Annotated in this window: 14 protein-coding genes; 4 read left to right on the forward strand and 10 right to left on the reverse strand. The window is 65.2% G+C overall.

All coding sequences use genetic code 11. The features are described 5' to 3' along the window. Positions 1–537: 537 nt before the first annotated feature. Positions 538–4,062, forward strand: coding sequence for a YadA family autotransporter adhesin (locus ACZ9H4_RS21495; RefSeq protein ID WP_476120726.1), 3,525 nt, complete (start codon positions 538–540; stop codon positions 4,060–4,062). A gap of 135 nt (positions 4,063–4,197) precedes the next feature. Here the strand turns inward: ACZ9H4_RS21495 and ACZ9H4_RS21500 are convergent, their stop codons facing one another. Both ACZ9H4_RS21500 and hrpA read right to left on the reverse strand, forming a co-directional pair. Next, positions 4,198–4,383: a hypothetical protein gene (locus ACZ9H4_RS21500; protein ID WP_476120727.1), complete on the reverse strand. Its 186-nt coding sequence runs from the start codon at positions 4,381–4,383 to the stop codon at positions 4,198–4,200. 63 nt (positions 4,384–4,446) lie between these two features. Further along, the gene (gene hrpA, locus ACZ9H4_RS21505; RefSeq protein ID WP_476120815.1) at positions 4,447–8,805 is read right to left on the reverse strand and encodes an ATP-dependent RNA helicase HrpA; all 4,359 of its coding nucleotides are present in this window, start codon (positions 8,803–8,805) and stop codon (positions 4,447–4,449) included. 335 nt (positions 8,806–9,140) lie between these two features. On the opposite strand from hrpA, the gene argA reads away from it, so the two are divergent. Together argA and ACZ9H4_RS21515 are read left to right on the forward strand one after the other, a co-directional pair. Beyond that, on the forward strand, positions 9,141–10,529 hold the full coding sequence (gene argA, locus ACZ9H4_RS21510) for an amino-acid N-acetyltransferase (protein WP_408148321.1): 1,389 nt from the start codon (positions 9,141–9,143) through the stop codon (positions 10,527–10,529). 42 nt (positions 10,530–10,571) lie between these two features. Then, positions 10,572–10,844 carry an oxidative damage protection protein gene (locus ACZ9H4_RS21515; RefSeq protein WP_408148319.1) on the forward strand — a complete coding sequence of 91 codons (273 nt, stop codon included), beginning with the start codon at positions 10,572–10,574 and terminating at the stop codon, positions 10,842–10,844. A gap of 389 nt (positions 10,845–11,233) precedes the next feature. Here ACZ9H4_RS21515 and ACZ9H4_RS21520 read toward each other — a convergent pair whose 3' ends face one another. Continuing rightward, positions 11,234–11,629: a hypothetical protein gene (locus ACZ9H4_RS21520; protein ID WP_408156350.1), complete on the reverse strand. Its 396-nt coding sequence runs from the start codon at positions 11,627–11,629 to the stop codon at positions 11,234–11,236. A 35-nt stretch (positions 11,630–11,664) separates the two neighbouring features. Here ACZ9H4_RS21520 and proP point away from each other — a divergent pair, with 35 nt between their 5' ends. After that, complete coding sequence (gene proP, locus ACZ9H4_RS21525; protein WP_408148335.1) at positions 11,665–13,167, forward strand: glycine betaine/L-proline transporter ProP; 1,503 nt, start codon at positions 11,665–11,667, stop codon at positions 13,165–13,167. 107 nt (positions 13,168–13,274) lie between these two features. Here proP and ACZ9H4_RS21530 read toward each other — a convergent pair whose 3' ends face one another. The 7 genes from ACZ9H4_RS21530 to ACZ9H4_RS21560 all read right to left on the reverse strand — a co-directional run bounded on the left by ACZ9H4_RS21530 (position 13,275) and on the right by ACZ9H4_RS21560 (position 20,156). Beyond that, entirely contained in the window at positions 13,275–13,763 is a 489-nt protein-coding gene (locus ACZ9H4_RS21530) for a metallophosphoesterase family protein (protein WP_408324216.1), read from the reverse strand. A gap of 25 nt (positions 13,764–13,788) precedes the next feature. Further along, entirely contained in the window at positions 13,789–14,598 is an 810-nt protein-coding gene (locus tag ACZ9H4_RS21535) for a hypothetical protein (protein WP_476120731.1), read from the reverse strand. A gap of 3 nt (positions 14,599–14,601) precedes the next feature. Beyond that, entirely contained in the window at positions 14,602–15,177 is a 576-nt protein-coding gene (locus tag ACZ9H4_RS21540) for a TMEM175 family protein (protein WP_408148313.1), read from the reverse strand. A gap of 228 nt (positions 15,178–15,405) precedes the next feature. Next, positions 15,406–15,777, reverse strand: coding sequence for a cupin domain-containing protein (locus ACZ9H4_RS21545; protein ID WP_408148311.1), 372 nt, complete (start codon positions 15,775–15,777; stop codon positions 15,406–15,408). A 17-nt stretch (positions 15,778–15,794) separates the two neighbouring features. After that, complete coding sequence (locus tag ACZ9H4_RS21550; protein ID WP_476120734.1) at positions 15,795–17,195, reverse strand: FAD-containing oxidoreductase; 1,401 nt, start codon at positions 17,193–17,195, stop codon at positions 15,795–15,797. 147 nt (positions 17,196–17,342) lie between these two features. Continuing rightward, complete coding sequence (locus tag ACZ9H4_RS21555) at positions 17,343–17,531, reverse strand: hypothetical protein (protein ID WP_115105230.1); 189 nt, start codon at positions 17,529–17,531, stop codon at positions 17,343–17,345. 318 nt (positions 17,532–17,849) lie between these two features. Then, the gene (locus ACZ9H4_RS21560; protein WP_476120736.1) at positions 17,850–20,156 is read right to left on the reverse strand and encodes a putative bifunctional diguanylate cyclase/phosphodiesterase; all 2,307 of its coding nucleotides are present in this window, start codon (positions 20,154–20,156) and stop codon (positions 17,850–17,852) included. Between the last annotated feature and the right edge of the window lie 79 nt (positions 20,157–20,235).

The following is a 20,235-nucleotide window of genomic DNA, read 5'->3' on the forward strand; positions in this document are numbered from 1 at the left end:
TTGACGTAGGTCGATACGCGGCGTGCTGAAACTAAGGGGCGTGAGCAAGCGCGGCGGCGCTCGGAACGAACAGGCGCAGCGCAACGGGAAACGGTTTTTGAATGCAGGGATATTGCGTATCCGGGTTGAGACGATTTGCGACCTATCCCATTCGGCCAGATATTTAAATAATCGCAAAGCCCGATAACCAACTATCAGAGAGAATCAGACCACTCCTTATTTTATCCATTGGCAGATAAAAATAATCCCGATTAATTTATACAGATTATTCACTTCACCCATTTAAGATTTTGCTGATACCCCAACCTGGGCTACGGACCAGATAATTCAACACTCCTCGCCGCGACGCGCATTCCCGTCGACCCATCGGTCGTGGCGCGGAGTTTCGGGCGTGAAAAGGCATAAAAGCACGAGCGCAAAAAGGCGCCGCTATTTTTCCTCGTATTTTTAGCGATTGATCAGGGCAATGAACCCGATCAATTACCTTCAGTCACGCGCCGCCGTCCACTCGCACAATAACGTGGAGGTTCTCACACGATGAATGAACGTATTTCAATGACCTGGTGCGCAGCGGCGCACGCGGCGCCGGTTGTCTCCGGGCGCGCAGACTTCGGGAAGAATCGCGCGGCGGCGCGAAAGAAAGCCATCGTGCATGCCGTACTCACCGCCGCGGCTTTTGCGAGTGGAGCGTCGGCGTTCGCTGCGGGCGCGGATGCGATCGAGTCAGGTTCGGCAGCCGATGCCTCGGGCGACTTCGCCATTGCGGTAGGCAAGCAGGCGAGCGCACCGGGCTCCAGCTCAATTGCGCTAGGCGCGCAAGCCCGAGCGCAGGGCAACGCCGCGATGGCCGCCGGTTCGAATGCCAATGCGCAAGGAGACGGCGCCAATGCAGTCGGCCTGAACGCCGATGCACAAGGCAGCGGTGCCACTTCGGTGGGGGCGGGCACGCGGGCGCTCGGCGCCGGCGCAATGGCAGCGGGCCTGAACGCCAGCGCGCTGAACGACCGTGCAACCGCAGTCGGCTTGAACGCGGTCGCAACGGGCCTCGATTCCATCTCGTCTGGCTCGGGGGCCACCGCAACGGACGCGGCCGCTTCCGCATTCGGCGCACTGTCGACAGCTTCCGGCTCCGCCTCCACCGCAGTAGGCTACGGCGCGCAAACGCAGGGCAGCGCAGCCTTCGCCGGCGGCAGTCTGGCATCGGCGGCGGCTGACGGCAGCGTAGCGCTCGGCAACCGCGCGAGCGTCAGCGGCGTCGACGGGATCGCGCTCGGCAACCACGCCACTGCCAGCGCTGCGAATAGCGTCGCGTTGGGTGCCAACTCCACCACCACTGCCGACCTGACACAGCCCGCTTATGCTCCGGTCGGCCTCGGCGCCCGCTTGATCGCGGCTCCCGATCCAGCGGGCGAAGTTTCGCTCGGTTCGACGGGCAACGAACGTCGCCTGACGAACGTCGCGGCTGGCGCGCTGCCGACCGACGCGGTCAATGTCAGCCAGTTGAGCGGGATCGACGGCAAGGTCGATGCGATTGCCCGAAGCGGTACGCAGCGCTACTTCAAAGCCGAAGGCGGCGTCGACGGTTCCGATGACGCCGTCGCGACGGGCGCCTATGCCCTCGCGGCGGGGGCTGGCGCTACTGCCACTGGCGCCGATGCGGCAGCGGTCGGCGCCAGGGCCCGCGCGGGCGGCACGGGCTCGGCGGCCTTCGGCGCGAATGCCGTGGCAGACGCGCTGAACGCTACGTCGATCGGGGCGGGTGCGGTTGCCGGTGAGGCAGATGCCACGGCGATAGGCGCGTCGGCCGTTGCTGGTGCCTCGAACGCGACTGTCATCGGCGCGCACTCGGTCGTCGTCGGCGACGCAGGGGTCGCGCTCGGCTACGGCGCGTCTGCTACCGCGGACAACGCCGTCGCGATTGGCCGGGATTCGCTGGCCGAGCGGGCGAACACGATGTCGGTAGGCTCGGTCGGCCAGGAGCGCCAGATTACGAACGTCGCTGCCGGCACCGCCGATACCGATGCGGTGAATGTCACTCAGTTGAAAGCGGTCAGCGACCAAGGCGAGGCGACCGCAACGAAACTCGACGGCGCGCTGATGTACGACCGGAACACCGACGGCAGTGTGAACCACGCCAGCGTCACACTCGGCGGCACTGCCGCAAGTGACGGCACCGTGATTCACAACGTTGCCGCCGGCACCGCTGACACCGACGCGGTCAATGTCGCTCAATTGAAAACAGTCAGCGATCAGAGCAATGCCAACGCCACAAGACTCGGCGGCGCGTTGATGTATGACCAGAATGCCGACGGCAGCATCAACCGGGACAGCGTTACGCTCGGGAGCAGCGCCGCAAACGGCGGCACAGTCATCCACAACGTTGCCGCCGGCACCGCCGACACTGACGCGGTCAATGTCGCCCAGTTGAACACGGTCGGCGATCAGAGCAATGCCACCGCCACAAGACTCGACGGAGCGTTGATGTACGACCGGAACGCCGACGGCAGTGTCAACCGGGACAGCGTCACACTCGCAGGCGATGCGGCGGGCAACGGTACCGTCATTCACAACGTCGCCGACGGCACCGCTGCCACGGATGCGGTCAACGTTGCCCAATTGAATACAGTCAGCGATCAGGGCAAGGCTAATGCCGCAAAACTCGACGGCGCACTGATGTACGACCAGAATGCCGACGGCAGCGTGAACCACGACAGCGTCACACTCGGCGGCAGTGCCGCAAGCGGCGGCACCGTCATCCACAACGTCGCTGCCGGTACCGCTGACAACGATGCGGTCAACGTCGCGCAGTTGAGCACGGTCAGCGACCAAGGCAAGGCTAATGCCGCAAAACTCGACGGCGCACTGATGTATGACCAGAATGCCGACGGCAGCGTGAACCACGACAGCGTCACACTCGCTGGCAGTGCAGCAAGTGGTGGCACCGTGATTCACAACGTCGCTGCGGGTATCGCCGACAACGACGCGGTCAACGTCGCCCAGTTGAACACGGTCAGCGATCAGACCACGGCCACTGCTACAAAACTCGAAGGCGCGCTGATATATGACAAGAACGCCGACGGCAGCATCAACCACAACAGCTTCACTCTCGCAGGCGATGCGGCAAGCGGTGGCACCGTCATCCACAACGTCGCCGCCGGCACCGCTGACACCGACGCGGTCAACGTCGCTCAGTTGAAAACGGTCAGCGATCAGGACGAAGCGACCGCCACAAAACTCGACGGCGCGCTGATGTACGACAAGAACGCCGACGGCAGTCTCAATCGCAACAGCGTCACACTGGGCAACGACGCATCGAACGGCGGCACTGCCATCCACAACGTCGCCAATGGCGTGGATGCATCTGACGCGGTCAACCTCGGTCAGTTGAACGCGGTCGTCAACGGTATGGTCAACAACGCCGTGGTCAATGAGGCGAATCCGTTCATCAGCGCGGAAGGCAGTCGAGAAACCGAAAGCGCAGTGTCGTCGGGCGCGCACTCGATCGCGGCGGGCGCGAACGCGCGGGCCACGGGCGCAAGTGCGACCGCCATCGGTGCGAGTGCGAGTGCCAGCGGAAGTAACGCAATCGCGCTTGGCGCGGCAGCGCATGCGAGCGCGGACAATTCGGTCGCGTTGGGTCACGGCTCGGTCGCGGACCGTGCGGATACGGTGTCGGTGGGCACGGCGGGTCAGGAACGCCAGATCATCAATGTCGCAGCGGGGGTGCAAGGCACCGACGCAGTCAACGTCAATCAGTTACAGCAGACCGTGGGCGGCGTGCTCAGTCAGGCGAACCGCTACACCGACGATCAGATCCGCTCGGCCCGACGTGACGGATACGGCGGCACTGCGTCCGCGTTGGCGATAGCAGGCTTACCGCAGGCAGTCCTGCCGGGTCGCGGCATGTTCGCGATGGCGGGCGGCACGTATGGCGGCCAGTCGGCCTTGGCCATCGGCATGTCGCAGATGTCGGAAAAGGGAACGTGGGCTTACAAGCTGCAAGCGAGTACGGACTCGCGCGGCGAGTTTGGCGCGTCGATCGGTGCAGGCGTGCACTGGTAGGTGGAGGTCATGGAGCCGGTCCGCTTCAAGGACCAGCCGCTGTGATGGTTTCAGCGTGGTTGCGTGGTCATGTCGAGCGCGGGTTAAAACGCCCGCGCCCTTTGTGGCGGGACGTCATTCTCACAAGGCATGACCTCACGCATTGCCTGACCCGGGCGGGCCCACGGCCTCACACAAACACAACAGCATCCGCCTCGACGATGGAGAGCCGAAGCCGAAGCCGAAGCCGAAGCCGAAGCCGAAGCCGAAGCCGAAGCCGAAGCCGAAGCCGAAGCCGAAGCCGAACCCGACAGGAGTGTACTGCGCATCACCGGCACGCAACGGCCGCATCTGTAGCGCCCCGCCCCCACACTTCCTCAGCAACGACCACCCAACACACAACCCTCACCGCTGCATCGACTCCCAAACCTTATACAAGCGCTTCACCGAAACCGGCATCGGCGTACGCAACTCCTGAGCGAAGAGCGATATCCGCAACTCTTCCAACAACCAGCGAAACTCCGACAAGCGCGGATCGAGCACACCGCCCCGCTGCGCCACCGCACGCTGATAGTTCTGCAACAGCGGGGCAAACTCGGCGAACTGCCGGGCGTCGCGCGGCGGGTCCGCCTTCAGCTTGTCGATGCGCAGCGCCATCCCTTTCAGGTAGCGCGGAAAGTGCGCCAACTGGGTGTACGGCGTATCGACCACGAAGCGCTTGCCGATCAGTCCATCCAGCTGATTCTGCATGTCGGCATGCGCGGCCGCGAACGACTTCGCCTGCACCAGCTTTTTCGTCACGCTCGCGTATTCGCCGAGAATCTGTCCGACCAGCCGCGCGATTTCCTGGGCCAGCAGCGTCAGGCGGCTACGCCCCTCGTCGCGTCGCGTGTGGAAACTGAGCTCGTCGTCCGGCAGCGGGTTCTGAAGACAGGCGCGATCAAGCGCGGTGTCGATCAGTTGATCGCGCAGTTCTTCCTGCGTGCCGCGGGGCATGAACTGCATCGCCATTTCACGCAGGCCCGGCAGATTCTTCTCCAGATACTTGATCGGCTCCTTCAGCTGCAACGCGAAAAGCCGGCGCAATCCCGCGCGATGAATCCGCGCGGCTTCATCCGGCGAATCGAACACTTCGACATCGCAATGGGTGCCGCGATCCACCAGCGCCGGGTAGCCGAATAGCGTCTGGCCGCCCCGGCGAATCTCGAGCAATTCAGGGAGCTTGCCGAAATTCCAGGTGGTCAGTTTTTCATACAGCGCCGTGCCCGCCGCACCGTCCGGCGTTGTGGTTTGCGGACCCGTCGCGCCCTTGCCGCGCTGCGCCGCGCCAGCCGCCCCCGCTCCTTGCGAAGGCGTCGCCACACCGCCGCCCCCCGCATCCGCCAACGCCGCACCCGCCGCACTCGACGCGATCTTCTGGAAATGCTGCTGCGCCTGCCCGCCGAGTTCGGCGCGCAGTTGCGACAGATTGCGGCCCATCGCAAGCTGCCGCCCGTGCTCATCCACGACCTTGAAGTTCATGAACAGATGCGGCGGCAAGGTTTCGAGCTTGAAGTCCGCCTGCTTCATCGCGACCTGGGTCTGCTCGCGAATATCGGCGATCAGCGACTCCAGCAACGTGCCCGCACCGAAACGCGGCCCACTGTGCCGCTCGACGAAGCCCGCCGCGAATTCCGGCAGCGGCACGCAATGCCGCCGCAATTTCTGCGGCAGCGACTTCAGCAGCAGTTGCGTCTTCTCTTTCAGCATGCCGGGCACGAGCCACTCGCAGCGCCGCGCGTCCACCTGATTCAGCGCATAGAGCGGCACGGCGAGCGTCACGCCGTCGCGGGGCGTACCGGGCTCGAAGTGATAGGTGAGCGCCATCTCGACGCCCGACATCGTCATCCGTTTCGGGAACAGATCGGTCGTCACGCCGGCGGCCTCGTGCCGCATCAGATCGTCGCGCGACAGATACAGCAGGCGCAGCTTGTCTTCCGGCTGGCCGCTCTTTTTCACCTCGTCGCGATACCAGCGCTCGAACGACGCGCCCGTGCAAATGCCATCGGGCAACGCCTGATCGTAGAACGCGAAAATCAGTTCGTCGTCGACCAGCACGTCCTGGCGCCGCGACTTGTGTTCCAACTGCTCGATATCGGCGAGCAACTTGCGGTTGTGCGCAAAGAACGCCAGCTTCGTATCGAACTCGCCTTCGACCAGCGCGCCGCGAATGAACAACTCGCGCGCGCGCGCCGGGTCCTGTTTGCCAAAGCTCACGCGCCGCCGGTGATAGATCGGCAGACCGTACAGCATCGCACGCTCGAACGCCGACACCTGCGCCGCGCGCTTTTCCCAGTGCGGCTCGGAGAGCGACTTCTTCAGCAGATGTGCGCCGATCTTCTCCACCCACTCCGGCTCGATCTTTGCAATACAGCGTGCGTACAGACGGCTCGTCTCCACCAGTTCGGCGGCCATCACCCACTTGCCCGCCTTCTTCACCAGCGCCGAGCCCGGCCACAGATAGAACTTGATGCCGCGCGCGCCGAGGTAATACGGCTCATCGTCGGCTTTCAGGCCGATATTGCCGAGCAGCCCCGTCAGCAGCGCGAGATGGATCTGCTCGAAAGTCGCTTCCGCCTCGTTCAGACGCCAGCCGTGCTCCCGCACCACCGTCAGCAGTTGCGAGTGCACGTCGCGCCATTCACGCAGCCGCAGTTGCGACAGGAAGTTCTTGCGGCATTCCTCGTGCAACTGCTTGTTCGACTTCTTGTGCGCGATCGCTTCTTCGAACCAGTTCCAGATTTTCAGCCACTGCAAAAATTCCGAGCGCTCGTCGGCGAAACGGCGATGCGCCTGGTCGGCCTGCTCCTGCGCTTCGATCGGCCGGTCACGCGGGTCCTGCACCGACAACGCGCTCGCGATGATCAGCACTTCCTTCAACGCCTGCTGATCGCGCGCGGCCAGAATCATCCGGCCGACGCGTGGATCGAGCGGCAGGCGCGCGAGTTCGCGGCCGAGCGGCGTGAGCTGATTGTCGTCGTCGACCGCGCCGAGTTCGTTGAGCAGTTGATAGCCGTCGGCGATCGCGCGGCCCGGCGGCGGCTCGATGAACGGGAAAGTTTCGATCGCCGTCAGATGCAGCGACTTCATCCGCAAAATCACCGACGCCAGCGACGAACGCAGAATCTCCGGATCGGTGAAGCGCACACGGCCCTGGAAATCACTTTCCTCATAGAGGCGAATGCACACGCCATCGGCGACCCGGCCGCAGCGCCCCGCGCGCTGGTTGGCTGCGGACTGCGCAATCGACTCGACCTGCAACTGCTCGACCTTGTTGCGGTACGAATAGCGCTTCACGCGTGCGAGGCCAGTATCGACCACGTAACGGATGCCCGGCACCGTCAGCGAGGTTTCGGCGACGTTGGTTGCGAGCACGATGCGGCGCGCGTTCGAGGTGCGGAACACGCGCTCCTGTTCGGCCGCGGACAGCCGCGCAAACAGCGGCAGAATTTCCGTATGCGGCGGGTGATGCTTGCGCAGCGCCTCGGCGGCGTCGCGGATCTCACGCTCGCCGGGCAGGAACACGAGCACGTCGCCGGGGCCTTCGCGGCACAGTTCGTCGACGGCATCGACGATCGCGTCCATCAGATCGCGGTCGGTTTCGCGCTGGGTCTTCGGCCTGTCGCCGCGCGCGGACGAGGATCCCGACGACGTACCCTGAGCGGCCTTCACCGCCGGGCTGTCCTCGACAACGGGCCGGTAGCGCACCTCGACCGGATAGAGCCGCCCGCTCACCTCGATCACCGGCGCGGGCTTCTCCTCACTGCCGAAGTGGCGCGCGAAGCGGTCGGCGTCGATGGTCGCCGAGGTCACGATCAACTTCAGATCGGGGCGCCTCGCGAGAATTTCCTTCAGATAGCCAAGCAGAAAATCGATGTTCAGGCTGCGTTCGTGCGCTTCGTCGATGATCAGCGTGTCGTACGCCTTGAGCAGCGGATCGGTCTGCGTTTCGGCGAGCAGGATGCCGTCGGTCATCAGCTTGACCGATGCGCCCGGCGACAGATTGTCGGTAAAGCGCACCTTGTAGCCGACCACTTCGCCGAACGGCGTGCCGAGCTCTTCGGCAATGCGCCGCCCGGTCGCCGACGCAGCGATCCGGCGCGGCTGCGTGTGGCCGATCAGCCCCGAGCCGCCCGCGCCGAGACCGCGCCCCAGCGCGAGGCAGATTTTCGGCAACTGGGTGGTTTTGCCGGAGCCGGTTTCGCCCGACACGATCACCACCTGGTTCTCCGCAATTGCCTTGGCGATCTCGTCGCGGCGGCCGGAGACCGGCAGCGCTTCGGGGAAGGTGATCGGCGGAATCGGGTTCGGTTCGACCACGCGCTGCGCGCGCGGCGGGCGTGATTCGCGCGTCGGGCGCGGTTCGCGTGCTTCGTTCGCTGCCCGTGGCTCACGGCTGCCAGTGTTGCGGTCGCGACCAGCGGCTTGCTGTGACTTTTGCGCGGGCGCTCCGGATTCGCGCCGCGGCGCGCCGCCTTGCGCCGGCCCGCGGCTTGGCGGGTCCGCGCGGGCGTCGCCGCGCGTATCCTGAGCTGGACCCGCCGCATGAGAAGGCTGTCCGCGCTGCTCGTCGCCGCGCCGCGGTTGGTCCGAACCCGGCGCACGTGCCGATGGCGAGCGCTGCTCGCCGCCACGCCGCCCCTGGTTCGCTCCCGCAGCGCGCGCGGACTGCCCACGCTGCCCGTCACCACGCCCGGGCCGTTGGCCTTGCGGCACATTCTCCACGCGATCCGCGTGTTCCTGCTTGTGCTCCCGACCGTGGCCCGGACTCCGGCCTTCATCCGCCCGCGCGGCTTGCGACAAGCCACTGCCGCCATCATCCTGCGCATGCGGGCCATCACCCTCACGCGGCGGATTTTTTTTCTGCGCCGACGGCTGCGCGACCTGCGCCGCACGACGCGATTCGCGCGCCGCGTGCGGCGTGTTGGGCTCGGTGTCCTGCGCTGGACGGCGCTGCGCGTCGCCTGAGTTCATCGGATCGGCGGCCGGCGCCGGATTCTCGTTCGCCGCAGCGGGACTTTTGGGTACATTCGACATGGGGGCGCATTATAATCCCCGGCATGAATTCCCAAACCGACCTCGTCCCCGCGCCCGCGAGCGTTCCGGCCCCCGCCGGAACAACGGAAAACCTCGCACAGCATGCGCAATTCGTCGACTGGATGCGTTCAGTCGCCCCCTATATCCATGCGTTCCGGAACAAGACGTTCGTCGTCGGTTTCGGCGGCGAGGTGGTGCATCAGGGGCTCCTGAATGCGCTGGTGTCCGACATCGCGCTGCTGCAGGCCATGGGCATCCAGATCGTGCTGGTGCATGGCTCGCGGCCGCAGGTCGAAGAGCAGATGAGCCTGCATGGCGTGGAGTCGGAGTTCTCGCACGGCATGCGCATCACCGATGCGCGCGCGCTGGAGTCCGCGAAAGAAGCGGCCGGCGAAGTGCGTCTGGACATCGAGGCGGCGATCAGCCAGGGCTTGCCGAACACGCCGATGGCGCACGCGCACATCAGCGTGGTCTCGGGCAACTTCGTGACGGCGCGGCCGGTCGGCATTCTGGACGGCGTCGACTTCGCGCACACCGGCGTGGTGCGCAAGATCGACGCGGATTCGATCCGCCATTCGCTCGCGAGCCGCAAGCTGGTGCTGCTCTCGCCGCTCGGCTTCTCGCCCACCGGCGAGGCGTTCAACCTCGCGATGGAAGACGTGGCCTCGGCTGCGGCCATCGCGCTGCGCGCCGACAAGATCGTGTTCCTGACCGAAACGCCGGGCCTGATGGAAGCCGGCGAAGACGGTCCCGAACTGGTCCGCGAACTGTCGCTCGACGACGCGTACAAGCTGCACGAAAGCGGCGAAGTCACCGGCGACGCGGGCTTCTACCTGAAGCATTCGATCCGCGCATGCCGCGGCGGCGTCGCGCGGGCGCACATCATCCCCTACGCGCTCGACGGCAGCCTGCTGCTCGAACTGTTCCTGCACGACGGCGTCGGCACGATGATCTCGTACGAGAACCTCGAAAGCCTGCGCGAAGCCACGCCGGACGATGTCGGCGGCATTCTTTCGCTAATCGAGCCGCTCGAATCGGACGGCACGCTGGTGCGGCGCGGCCGTCACCAGATCGAGCGCGACATCGACCATTTCTCGGTGATCGAGCACGATGGTGTGCTGTTCGGTTGCGCGGCGCTGTATCCGTATCCGCAGGAGCGCATCGGCGAAATGGCGTGCCTGACGGTCGCGCCCGAAGCGCAAGGCACCGGCGACGGCGAGCGTCTGCTCAAACGCATCGAGCAGCGCGCGCGGGCCCGCGGCCTCACGCGCATTTTCGTGCTCACCACACGCACCGAACACTGGTTCCTCAAGCGCGGCTTCGTCAAGGTCACGGTCGACGATCTGCCTGAAGACCGCCGCAGACTCTATAACTGGCAGCGCAAGTCGCTCGTGCTGATGAAGCAGCTCTGAGCGGCGCCCAGCCCCACATATCGATTACAGGAGAAGCACAGCATGACTCGTATGGTTCAATGCGCCAAGCTCGGCAAGGAAGCCGAAGGTCTCGATTTCCCGCCGCTGCCCGGCGAACTCGGCAAGCGGATCTACGAAGGCATTTCGAAGGAAGCGTGGCAAGCGTGGTTGAAGCAGCAAACCATGCTGATCAACGAAAACCGTCTGAACATGGCCGACCCGCGCGCGCGCCAATATCTGATGAAGCAGACCGAAAAGTTCTTCTTCGGCGAAGGCGCGGATACCGCGCAGGGTTACGTGCCGCCGTCGGCTTGAGACACCGTCGTAGCGGCGTGAGCCGCACGCATCGATGAAAAAATCCGCGCCGCGAACGCGGATTTTTTTCGCCCTTTGCGGGCTTGCGTGGCTCCGCTTGCTGCCTTTGGCGACACCTCGCGACCTTGACCGCTTCATTGCGAGGGCTTATCGGCCTCTTTTTGGCACGATTCGCGCCGTTGTCGCCACCCATCCCGGCACTTCTGGCCGCCCATTTTTCCCGTAGGCGCCAACCTGAAAATGATCGAAACGGTTCATTTCCTACCGTTTTCAGGGTGCGTTGACGAACCGCCCGAATCCGCCGCAATCCCCCGCCCGTCAAGGGATCGAGCGCCCTCGCAAGGCACCCTTCGGCCACCAGATTTGCGCGATCGTCCGCCATCGTGCTATCATGTGCGTCGTTCAAACAGCAATTCACCTTCATTGACATTTCGTTTCATCGTGGCGCGCTGCGCGTTCCATGCTGAGTCGAACAGTTTTATATACAAGAAGGCTCGTCGGTCGTTTCTCCGTTTCAGCTCTTGCCATGAGCGGCGAATAAAGCAACCGGCCTTTTTCGTTTCAAGCCTTCCAGCGGCGCGCGGGCCAGCTTCCAGCCACCCGGCGTCCTCATGCACCTGCCCCCCTTCCACGGCCACGCAGGCGCAACAGTCAGCACAATCTAGACGAGTGTTTTTTCGCGACATGTCTCGCGAGGCACGGGCGTTCTGTTTTTCTTTTGCGCCCTCTACTGCGTTGCCGGTCCCGGCGGCGGAGCAGTCATCGCCTTGTTCGCGAAACGACACTTCCCAGCAACCGTGGCGAAACGTTCATGCGCATCATGAGTTTCGTCGCAGTCATTGGAGTTTTTACCTTGACGGCTTCCAGCAACGGCTTCTGGCGACATCACAAAGAAGAACAACGCCTCTCTCTCGACGACATTACCGTGGTCGACAAATCCCTCCTCAAGCGAGCCGTCGGCGCGATGGCGCTCGGCAACGCGATGGAATGGTTCGATTTCGGCGTGTACAGCTACATCGCTGTCACGCTCGGCAAAGTGTTCTTCCCGTCAGCAAGTCCGGCTGCGCAGCTGATCGCCACGTTCGGCACCTTCGCCGCGGCGTTCCTCGTGCGGCCGGTCGGCGGCATGGTGTTCGGGCCGCTGGGTGACCGCATCGGCCGTCAGCGCGTGCTGGCGATGACCATGATCATGATGGCGCTCGGCACCTTCGCGATCGGTCTGATTCCGAGCTACACGACGATCGGCATTTTCGCGCCGGTGCTGCTGCTGGTCGCGCGTCTGGTGCAAGGCTTCTCGACCGGCGGCGAGTACGGCGGCGCCGCGACCTTCATCGCCGAATTCTCGACCGACAAGCGCCGCGGCTTCATGGGCAGCTTCCTCGAGTTCGGCACGCTGATCGGCTACGTGCTCGGCGCGGGCACGGTGGCGGTGCTGACCGCGACGCTTTCGAACGACGCGCTGCTGTCGTGGGGCTGGCGTGTGCCGTTCCTGATCGCCGGGCCGCTCGGTCTGGTGGGTCTGTACATCCGGATGAAGCTCGAAGAAACACCCGCGTTCAAGAAGCAGGCCGAAGAACGTGAGGCCGAAGACAAGGCGTTGCCAAAGCAATCGTTCCGGCAGCTGCTCGCGCAGCAATGGCAGCCGCTGCTGCTGTGCGTGGGCCTCGTGCTGATCTTCAACGTCACCGACTACATGGCGCTGTCGTATCTGCCGAGCTATCTGTCGGCCACGCTGCACTTCAACGAAACGCACGGCCTGTTCCTCGTGCTGCTCGTGATGATCCTGATGATGCCGATGACGCTCGCCGCCGGCCGTCTGTCCGACACGATCGGCCGCAAGCCGGTGATGCTGTTCGGTTGCGTGGGTCTGTTCGCGCTGTCGGTGCCCGCGCTGCTGCTGATCCGCATGGGCACGGTGCTGCCGGTGTTCGGCGGGCTGATGATTCTCGGCGTGCTGCTGTCGTGCTTTACCGGTGTGATGCCGTCGGCGCTGCCGGCACTGTTCCCGACGAAGATCCGCTACGGTGCGCTCGCGATCGGCTTCAATATTTCGGTGTCGCTGTTCGGCGGTACGACGCCGCTCGTCACGGCCTGGCTGGTCGACCATACCGGCAATCTGATGATGCCCGCGTACTACCTGATGGGTGCGTCGCTGATCGGTATCGTGTCGGTGCTCGCGCTGCGTGAAACCGCGCGCAAGCCGCTGCTCGGTTCGGGCCCGTGCGTGGCCACGCGTGCCGAAGCGCATGCGGTGCTGCGCGGCGAGCGTGAAGCCGAGGAGATGGATGAGCGTTACGCGGCGGCCGCGACGGCGCGTGCGTGAGTGTGAGTTGCGCAGGCGCACTGCGTTGAGCGGTGTAGCCTTAACCGCGCCACGTTGAGTGCGAGTCTCTCGGAAACGGGCCGGCAAATTTTTGCCGGCCCGTTTTTTTACGTCAACAGCGAATCGAACGACGCGCTCGCGTGCGCGCCTTCAACAATCAGGATGCCCGCGCAAATCGGCAGTTTGAAACGCCGCGGTCCCGCGCTGCCGGGATTGACGAACAGCACGCCATCGCGCTCCCCGATCGACGGCTTGTGCGAATGGCCGCTCACCACCACGCCGACGCCTTCGCTGCGCGGATCGGCGCCGAGATCGGCAATATCGTGGACGACGCGGATCGTCACCTGCTGCACGGTCAGCGTCGCATGGGTCGGCAGCGGCGCGGCCCAGTCGCCGGTGTCGTTGTTGCCGCGCACCGCCGTGACCGGCGCAATCTGCCTCAGCGCATCGAGCACCGCCTGATTGCAGATATCGCCCGCATGAATGATGGCGTCGCAGCCGGCGAGATAGTTCAGCGCTTCGGGACGCATGAGGTTATGCGTATCGGAGATGAGCCCGATACGGGTGGCCTGGGAACGTGAGCTGCGCGAAGTCATGCCGTCAAGTATCGGCCAAACGGCCTCACTCCGTCTGCTGACCGGCGAGCTCGCGCGACACGGCTGAAACTTGCGCAGGCCGCCGCACGCCGGGCATGCGCCGCGTTGCGCCCTGCACGGCAATCGAGATCAGCGCCGCGCAGGCGAAGCTCCACCACACACCGTATCGCGGCAGCAGGATGGCGGTCACCGCGAAAAACGCCGCGAACGAGCCGCGCCCGATCACCATGCCGCGCATCAGCAAGGCGACGAAGTCCGCGCCATGCGCACGTTGCGCGGATACCGCGAGCACGATGGCGAGCAGCGGAAACACCGACAGCACGCCGCTCCACTTCGCGCCCATCGACGCGGACAAGGTCGTCACCGCGACCGTGAGCAGCGCGCCGGCAAGCATGCGCACGGCGAGATCGGCGAGCCCGAGGCGCGCCGCCGGCACCGGGCCCGTCACGCGCGGCAGGCCGCTTTGCGACACCATCACCGCGACGCAGGCCGCCGCGAACGCCCCTACGAGCGAGCCGGGCAGTTGCACCAGCAGCATCGCGGCGCCCAGCCACGCCGCCATGCCCGCCGCCAAAGCGAGCGGCCACGCAAAGCGCCGGCAGGTCCACGCATAAGCAAGATTGAACGCTTCCGACGCGGCAATCGCCGCAATCGAAGCCGCCGACGCCTGCGCCGCGAACGACGGCCCGCGCTCCAACGTGAGCAGCAGCACGATCGGCCCGGCGACGACCGGCAGCCCCGCGAGCCACCCCGCCACCGACGGCCCCCAAACGCGCCCCGCCACGGTCAGCGCGGCGAGAAAAGCCGGCACCAGCAGGAGCTTCAGTGTCAGCATCAATTACGCGCCCAGCACGTGTTCGATGCGTTGATCCGGGATCAGCCACCATGCCGCGACGAGCGTATAGAGTGCAGCCGACCCCCACGGCAGAACGAACGCGAGCCCGATGCCGAGCAGGTAAAGCACGACCGACACCTTGCCCTTGAAGTCGTTGCCGACCGCCTTGGAGATGGTCGATTCCTTGCCGTGTTCGCGGATCAGCACGCGCGTCAGAATGAAATACGCGATCGCCGACATGAACAGCACGACGCCGTACATCGCGGTCGGCCAGGCGGCCAGATGGGTTTCGCCGAGCCAATGCGTGACGGCCGGCAGCAGCGACAGCCAGAACAGCAGATGAAGATTGGCCCACAGCACCGCGCCGTTGACCTTCTGCACGGCATGGAACATGTGGTGATGATTGTTCCAGTAGATGCCGACGTAGATGAAGCTCAGCACGTACGCGCAGAACACCGGGACCACCGGCCGCAGCGAGGCGAGATCGAAGCCCTCCGGCACCTTCAGTTCGAGCACCATGATCGTGATGATGATGGCGATCACGCCATCGCTGAAGGCCTCGACTCGTCCCTTGCCCATCGGTGGGGTTCCCTGATGAAGAATGTAGTTGGACGCACCGCTCGCCCGCGTCCGCCGGACGACCCGCGCCGCTGCCGATTATCCGCGATGCTGTGATGCTTTGTCGATGCGCGCGCCCGATGAGAGTGAACGTTCCTGGGCTGCGTGCGCGCGTGTGCTGCCTACGCTGCCTGCGCTGCCTGAGCCGACAGGCTGGGGAAACGGCGCGAACCTATGGAGCGAGCCCGCTCAACCCGACGCGCCATCCGCCACGTCGGGGCAATACACGGCGAGCCACACGCTCGGCTCCGTGTCGCTCGTCCATGCGACCCGATGCCGGCGATGTGCTTCGATCAACACGTGATCGCCGCGCTTCATCGGATGCGGCTCGGCGCTGCCTTCGAATTCCAGCGTCGCGGCGCCGCTCAGCAGCACGACCCATTCGGCGCGCGGGCTGTCGTACCAGAAGCCGGGCGGGCTCGCCTGCCCCGTCGATACGATCCGTTCGATCGTCACGCCCGCCTGCTCGACGAGCGCGTCGACCTGCTCTTCGGCGTTCGCATCGGCGCCGATCAACGCCCCGAGATCAAACAGATTGCCCGTGACAAGCGCGCGTTTCATCGTTCGTGCCCGGCCCGTCATGCCATCGGCTTGAGCCCGTCGAGCAGGGTCGGCACCAGTTCGCTGATCGTCGGATGGATGTGCATCGCATACTGCAAGGTCGGATACGGCGCCCCCGCCGTCATGATGTCGATGAACGTGTGAATCGCCTCGTCGCCTTCGACGCCGTGAATCGCCGCGCCGAGTATCCGCTTGCTCTGCGCGTCGGCCATCACCTTCATGAAGCCGTCGGTCTCGCCGCGCTCGCGCGCGCGGCCCACGCGCGACATCGGCATGGTGGCGATCAGCGCGGCGCGCCCGCTCCTGCGCACCTCTTCTTCCGACATCCCGACGCGGGCGAGCGGCGGATCGACGAACACCGCATAGGCCATGATCCGCGTATCGACGCTGCGCGCGCCGCCGTCAAGCAGGTTGGCCGCCACGATCTGGAAGTCGTCGTAGGACGTATGCGTGAACGCGCCGCGTCCGTTGACGTCGCCGATCGCCCACACGCCCGGCACATTGGTGCGCAACTGGCCGTCAACGGGAATCGTGCCGTGTTTGTCCACCGTGATGCCTGCGTCGGCGAGGCCGAGATCGTCGGTATTCGGCTCGCGGCCGGTGGCGAACAGCAGGTGCGACGCCTCCAGCGCGGGAATGTTCTGCTCGAAGCCGATGCACACATCGTTCGCGCGATGCGGATGCGGCTCGACCCGCGACGGCTGCACGCCAAAGCGGAACTCGACGCCCTCGCGGGCGAGCACCTTGCGCACCGACTCGGCGAAGTCGGCATCCTCGCGGCTCAGCACGCGCTCGCCGCGCACCAGCACGGTCACCTCGCTGCCGAAGCGCCGAAAGATCTGCGCGAATTCGAGCGCGATATAGCTGCTGCCGACGATCACCAGATGACTCGGCAGCTCGGTCAGTTCGAGCAGGTTGGAGTTGGTGTAATAGCGAATCCGCTCCAGACCTTCGAGCGGCGGCACGACGGCGCGCGTGCCGGTATTGATGAATATCTCGTCGGCGCTGATTTCATTCAGCACCAGGCCGCCCGGCCCGCTGATCGAGAGCGTATGCGCGCCGGTGAAGCGCGCGTGGCCGTTGAACACGGTAACGTTGTCCGTGCCGCGCAGCCATTTCTCGACCCCGTCGCGCGACTGGCCGATGATGCCGTCCTTGCGTGCCTTGACCGCGGCGAGATCGACGTTGACGGAGCCGCTCACCTGCACGCCGAGTTCAGCCGCATGGCGCACGACATGCGCCGCGCGGGCACTGGCCACATAGGATTTGGTCGGCGTGCAGCCGACGTTTACACAGGTTCCGCCAAAGGCCGCACGCTCGATCACCGCGGTCTGACGGCCGCTTTGAGCAAGACGTACCGCGAGCGGCGAGCCGCCCTGTCCCGTACCGATCACGACTGCGTCGAAGTGCTGTGGCATGGCGACTCTCCCGAGGCTGGGGTGCAGGTCGTAGCATCTTACCCTTAGTGCCTCGCGTCGCGATGCGGTGTTGCCGATTGCTGCGTCGTTACCTCGCGGTGGCTGCGTGATTGCCGTGCATCACCGAAACCTGTCTCCCGCTGCGGCTCAGGCGTGGCAATGCACCGCGCAGATCAATTCGCGCGAGCGTTGCAGTGCGGCCTGCGCGCCGCGCGCCGCGACCACCCAGCCGACCTGGCCGAGATTGAAGTCCTGCGACACCATCACCTGCATGAGGGCAACCATCGGCAGGACCACCGATGGCCGATAAAGCTGATTCCTGATCAAGGCCGGCATGACGACTCCCATCGCCCGGCGCCGCTTCGGCGCCGAACTCGATTTACGTTCCAATGGGAGAATTTTAGGGAGTCCGCACCCGCGGATAAATACCGGGAACGCGAAGGCACTTGTTTGGCAATCTGAACAATCGGGCCGGCAGGCGTGCCCTGGAGACCGTGACGACGAGCTTGCGGGCGTCTACGTATGCGGCTTGAGCGCTACGGCTCGGGCGCTTCGCGGGCATTGGCATGGACATCTGCCTATCCCCATGCCAGCCTCTCTTCACACGAAGAACAGCGGCCCTCAATCCGGCGACCCCCTCCCCTCCCGCCGCGCTCAAGACTCCCCGGCGAGACTCAACTGCGCGTCGCACAAGCGGCGGGCGTACGCACTCGCGCCGACCGGCCGGCTGTACAGATACCCCTGCTGCTTGTCGCAATCGATCGCGCGCAGAAAGGCCGCCTGCTCGACGGTCTCGACGCCTTCCGCGGTCACGTTCATGCCGAGCGAATGCGCCATCGCCACCACCGCCTGCGTGATCGCGATCGAATCGCGATGATCCGGCAAGCCCGCGACGAACGAACGGTCGATCTTCAGGTTGTGCAGCGGAAAACGCTTCAGATACGACAGCGACGAATAGCCGGTGCCGAAATCGTCGACCGACATGCGCACGCCCATCGCGCTCAGCGCGCTCAGGATCGGCAGCACCGTTTCGCTGTCGCTCATCAGCAGCCGTTCGGTGATCTCCAGTTCGAGCGCCGCGGGTTCGAGCCCGGACTCCTCCAGACAGCCCTCGATGCGCTCCAGCAGCCCGTCGTTGAATTGCCGCGGCGACAGGTTCACCGCGACGATCAGATCCGGCGCCAGCGTGCGCCGCCATTGCGCAACCTGCGCGCAGGCCCGCGCCAGCACCCAGCCGCCGATCTCGACGATCAAGCCCGCGTCTTCGGCGACCGGAATGAATTCGCCCGGCGACACGTTGCCGAGCTCGGCGTTGTACCAGCGCAGCAGCGCCTCCGCGCCGATCGTGCGGCCATCCTGGCTGTCAACGATCGGCTGGTACACGAGGCTCAGCTCGTCGGCGGCGAGCGCGCGCCGCAATGACTGCTCGATCGTGAAGCGCCGTTGCAGATGCTGGTTGAGCTCGGCGGTGAAGAACTGGAAGTTGTTGCGGCCGCGCTGCTTCGCGTGATACATCGCCGAATCGGCGTTGCGCATCAGCGTGGCGACGTCCTGGCCGTCCTCGGGAAACAGGCTGATGCCGATCGACGCCCCCAGGTAGTACTCGTTGCCCGCCACCGCGAACGGCACCGCGATCATGTCGAGGATGCGGCGCGCGAGCCCGATCAGATGCCCGCTGTTCTCATACGCGCTGATCACGATCACGAACTCGTCGCCGCCCACGCGCGCGAGCGTATCGCGGCGTCCGACGCAGGCCGAAAGCCGCTCCGCGACGCTGCACAGCAACGCGTCGCCGCCCTCGTGACCTGCGGTGTCGTTGACCTTCTTGAAGCCGTCCAGATCGACGAACAACACGGCGACGCTCGCCAGTTCGCCGCCGGCCGCCGCGCCCGGCTCGAACAGGTCGCGCATCCGTTCGGTGAGATAGGCGCGGTTGTACAGACCGGTGAGCGAGTCGCGAGTCGCGAGGAATTTGAGCTGCTGTTGGGCTTCGCGCACGGGGCCGATGTCGGTGAACGAGATCAGCACCGAACTGGGCTCGCTGTCGCCCGGCCGGATGATCGGCACGACGTTCTCGGTAATCCACACGACGTCGCCCCCCACGAGTTCCACCCCGATCGTGACGCCGAGGATAGGCTTGCCGGTCGCCAGGACCCGCGAGGTCGGACGGTCGGATTCGCTGACGAGCGTGCCGTCCTCGTGATAGCTGCGCGTCATCACCGTCCGGATACTGCGGCCGATGATCTGAGCGGTCGTGCGCAGCATGCGCTGCGCGCTTGGATTGCAGGCCAGCACGACACCCGCGCGCGACTGCACGACGATGCCTTCGCTCAGATGATCGACCACCAGCCGGTGATGCTCTTCGCTATGCGCAAGACGCTGCGCCATCACGTCCTGATGAACGGCGAGGCCGACGCTGCTGCCGATGTCGCGCAGAATCGCCTCCGCTTCGGCGCTCGGCCGGCGCGAGGTGGGGTAGTACACCGCGAACGCGCCGAGGATCGTGCCGGCGTCGTTCTCGAACGGCACGGACCAGCAGGCGCGCAAGCCGAGCGGCAGCGCGAGGTGCCGATAGTCCGCCCACAGCGGATCGGTTTCGATGTCTTCGACGATGACGAGGCGCCGCTCGTACATCGCGGTGCCGCAGGACCCGACGCGCGGACCGATCGCGACGCCGTTGATCGCCGCGCTGAATTGCGGCGGCAGCGACGGCGCGCCGCCGACTCTGGCGTGCACGCCGTCGGGGTCGAGCAGAAGGATCGAACAGGACGCACCTTCGCCAAGCAGCGCTTCCGCGCGGCGGCATACTTCATCGAGTAATTCCGGCAGCGGCGTGTTGCGGGTAATCAGCCGCAACACGCCACGCTCTGACGCCAACACCTCCTCGGCCAGATCGGGCCGATAGTGGGTGCCCTCTGGCGCTGCTCCCATCGTGCCACCTGATGTCGCTTCGCTAGTCATGTATGCGCCCCCCAACCCAACATCGGCAATCTAGTGTACGCGGCACACCGGGGTTTACGCGAAGCCGGTGCGGAATATT

It is taken from the genome of Paraburkholderia sp. TE9906, from assembly GCF_056279605.1.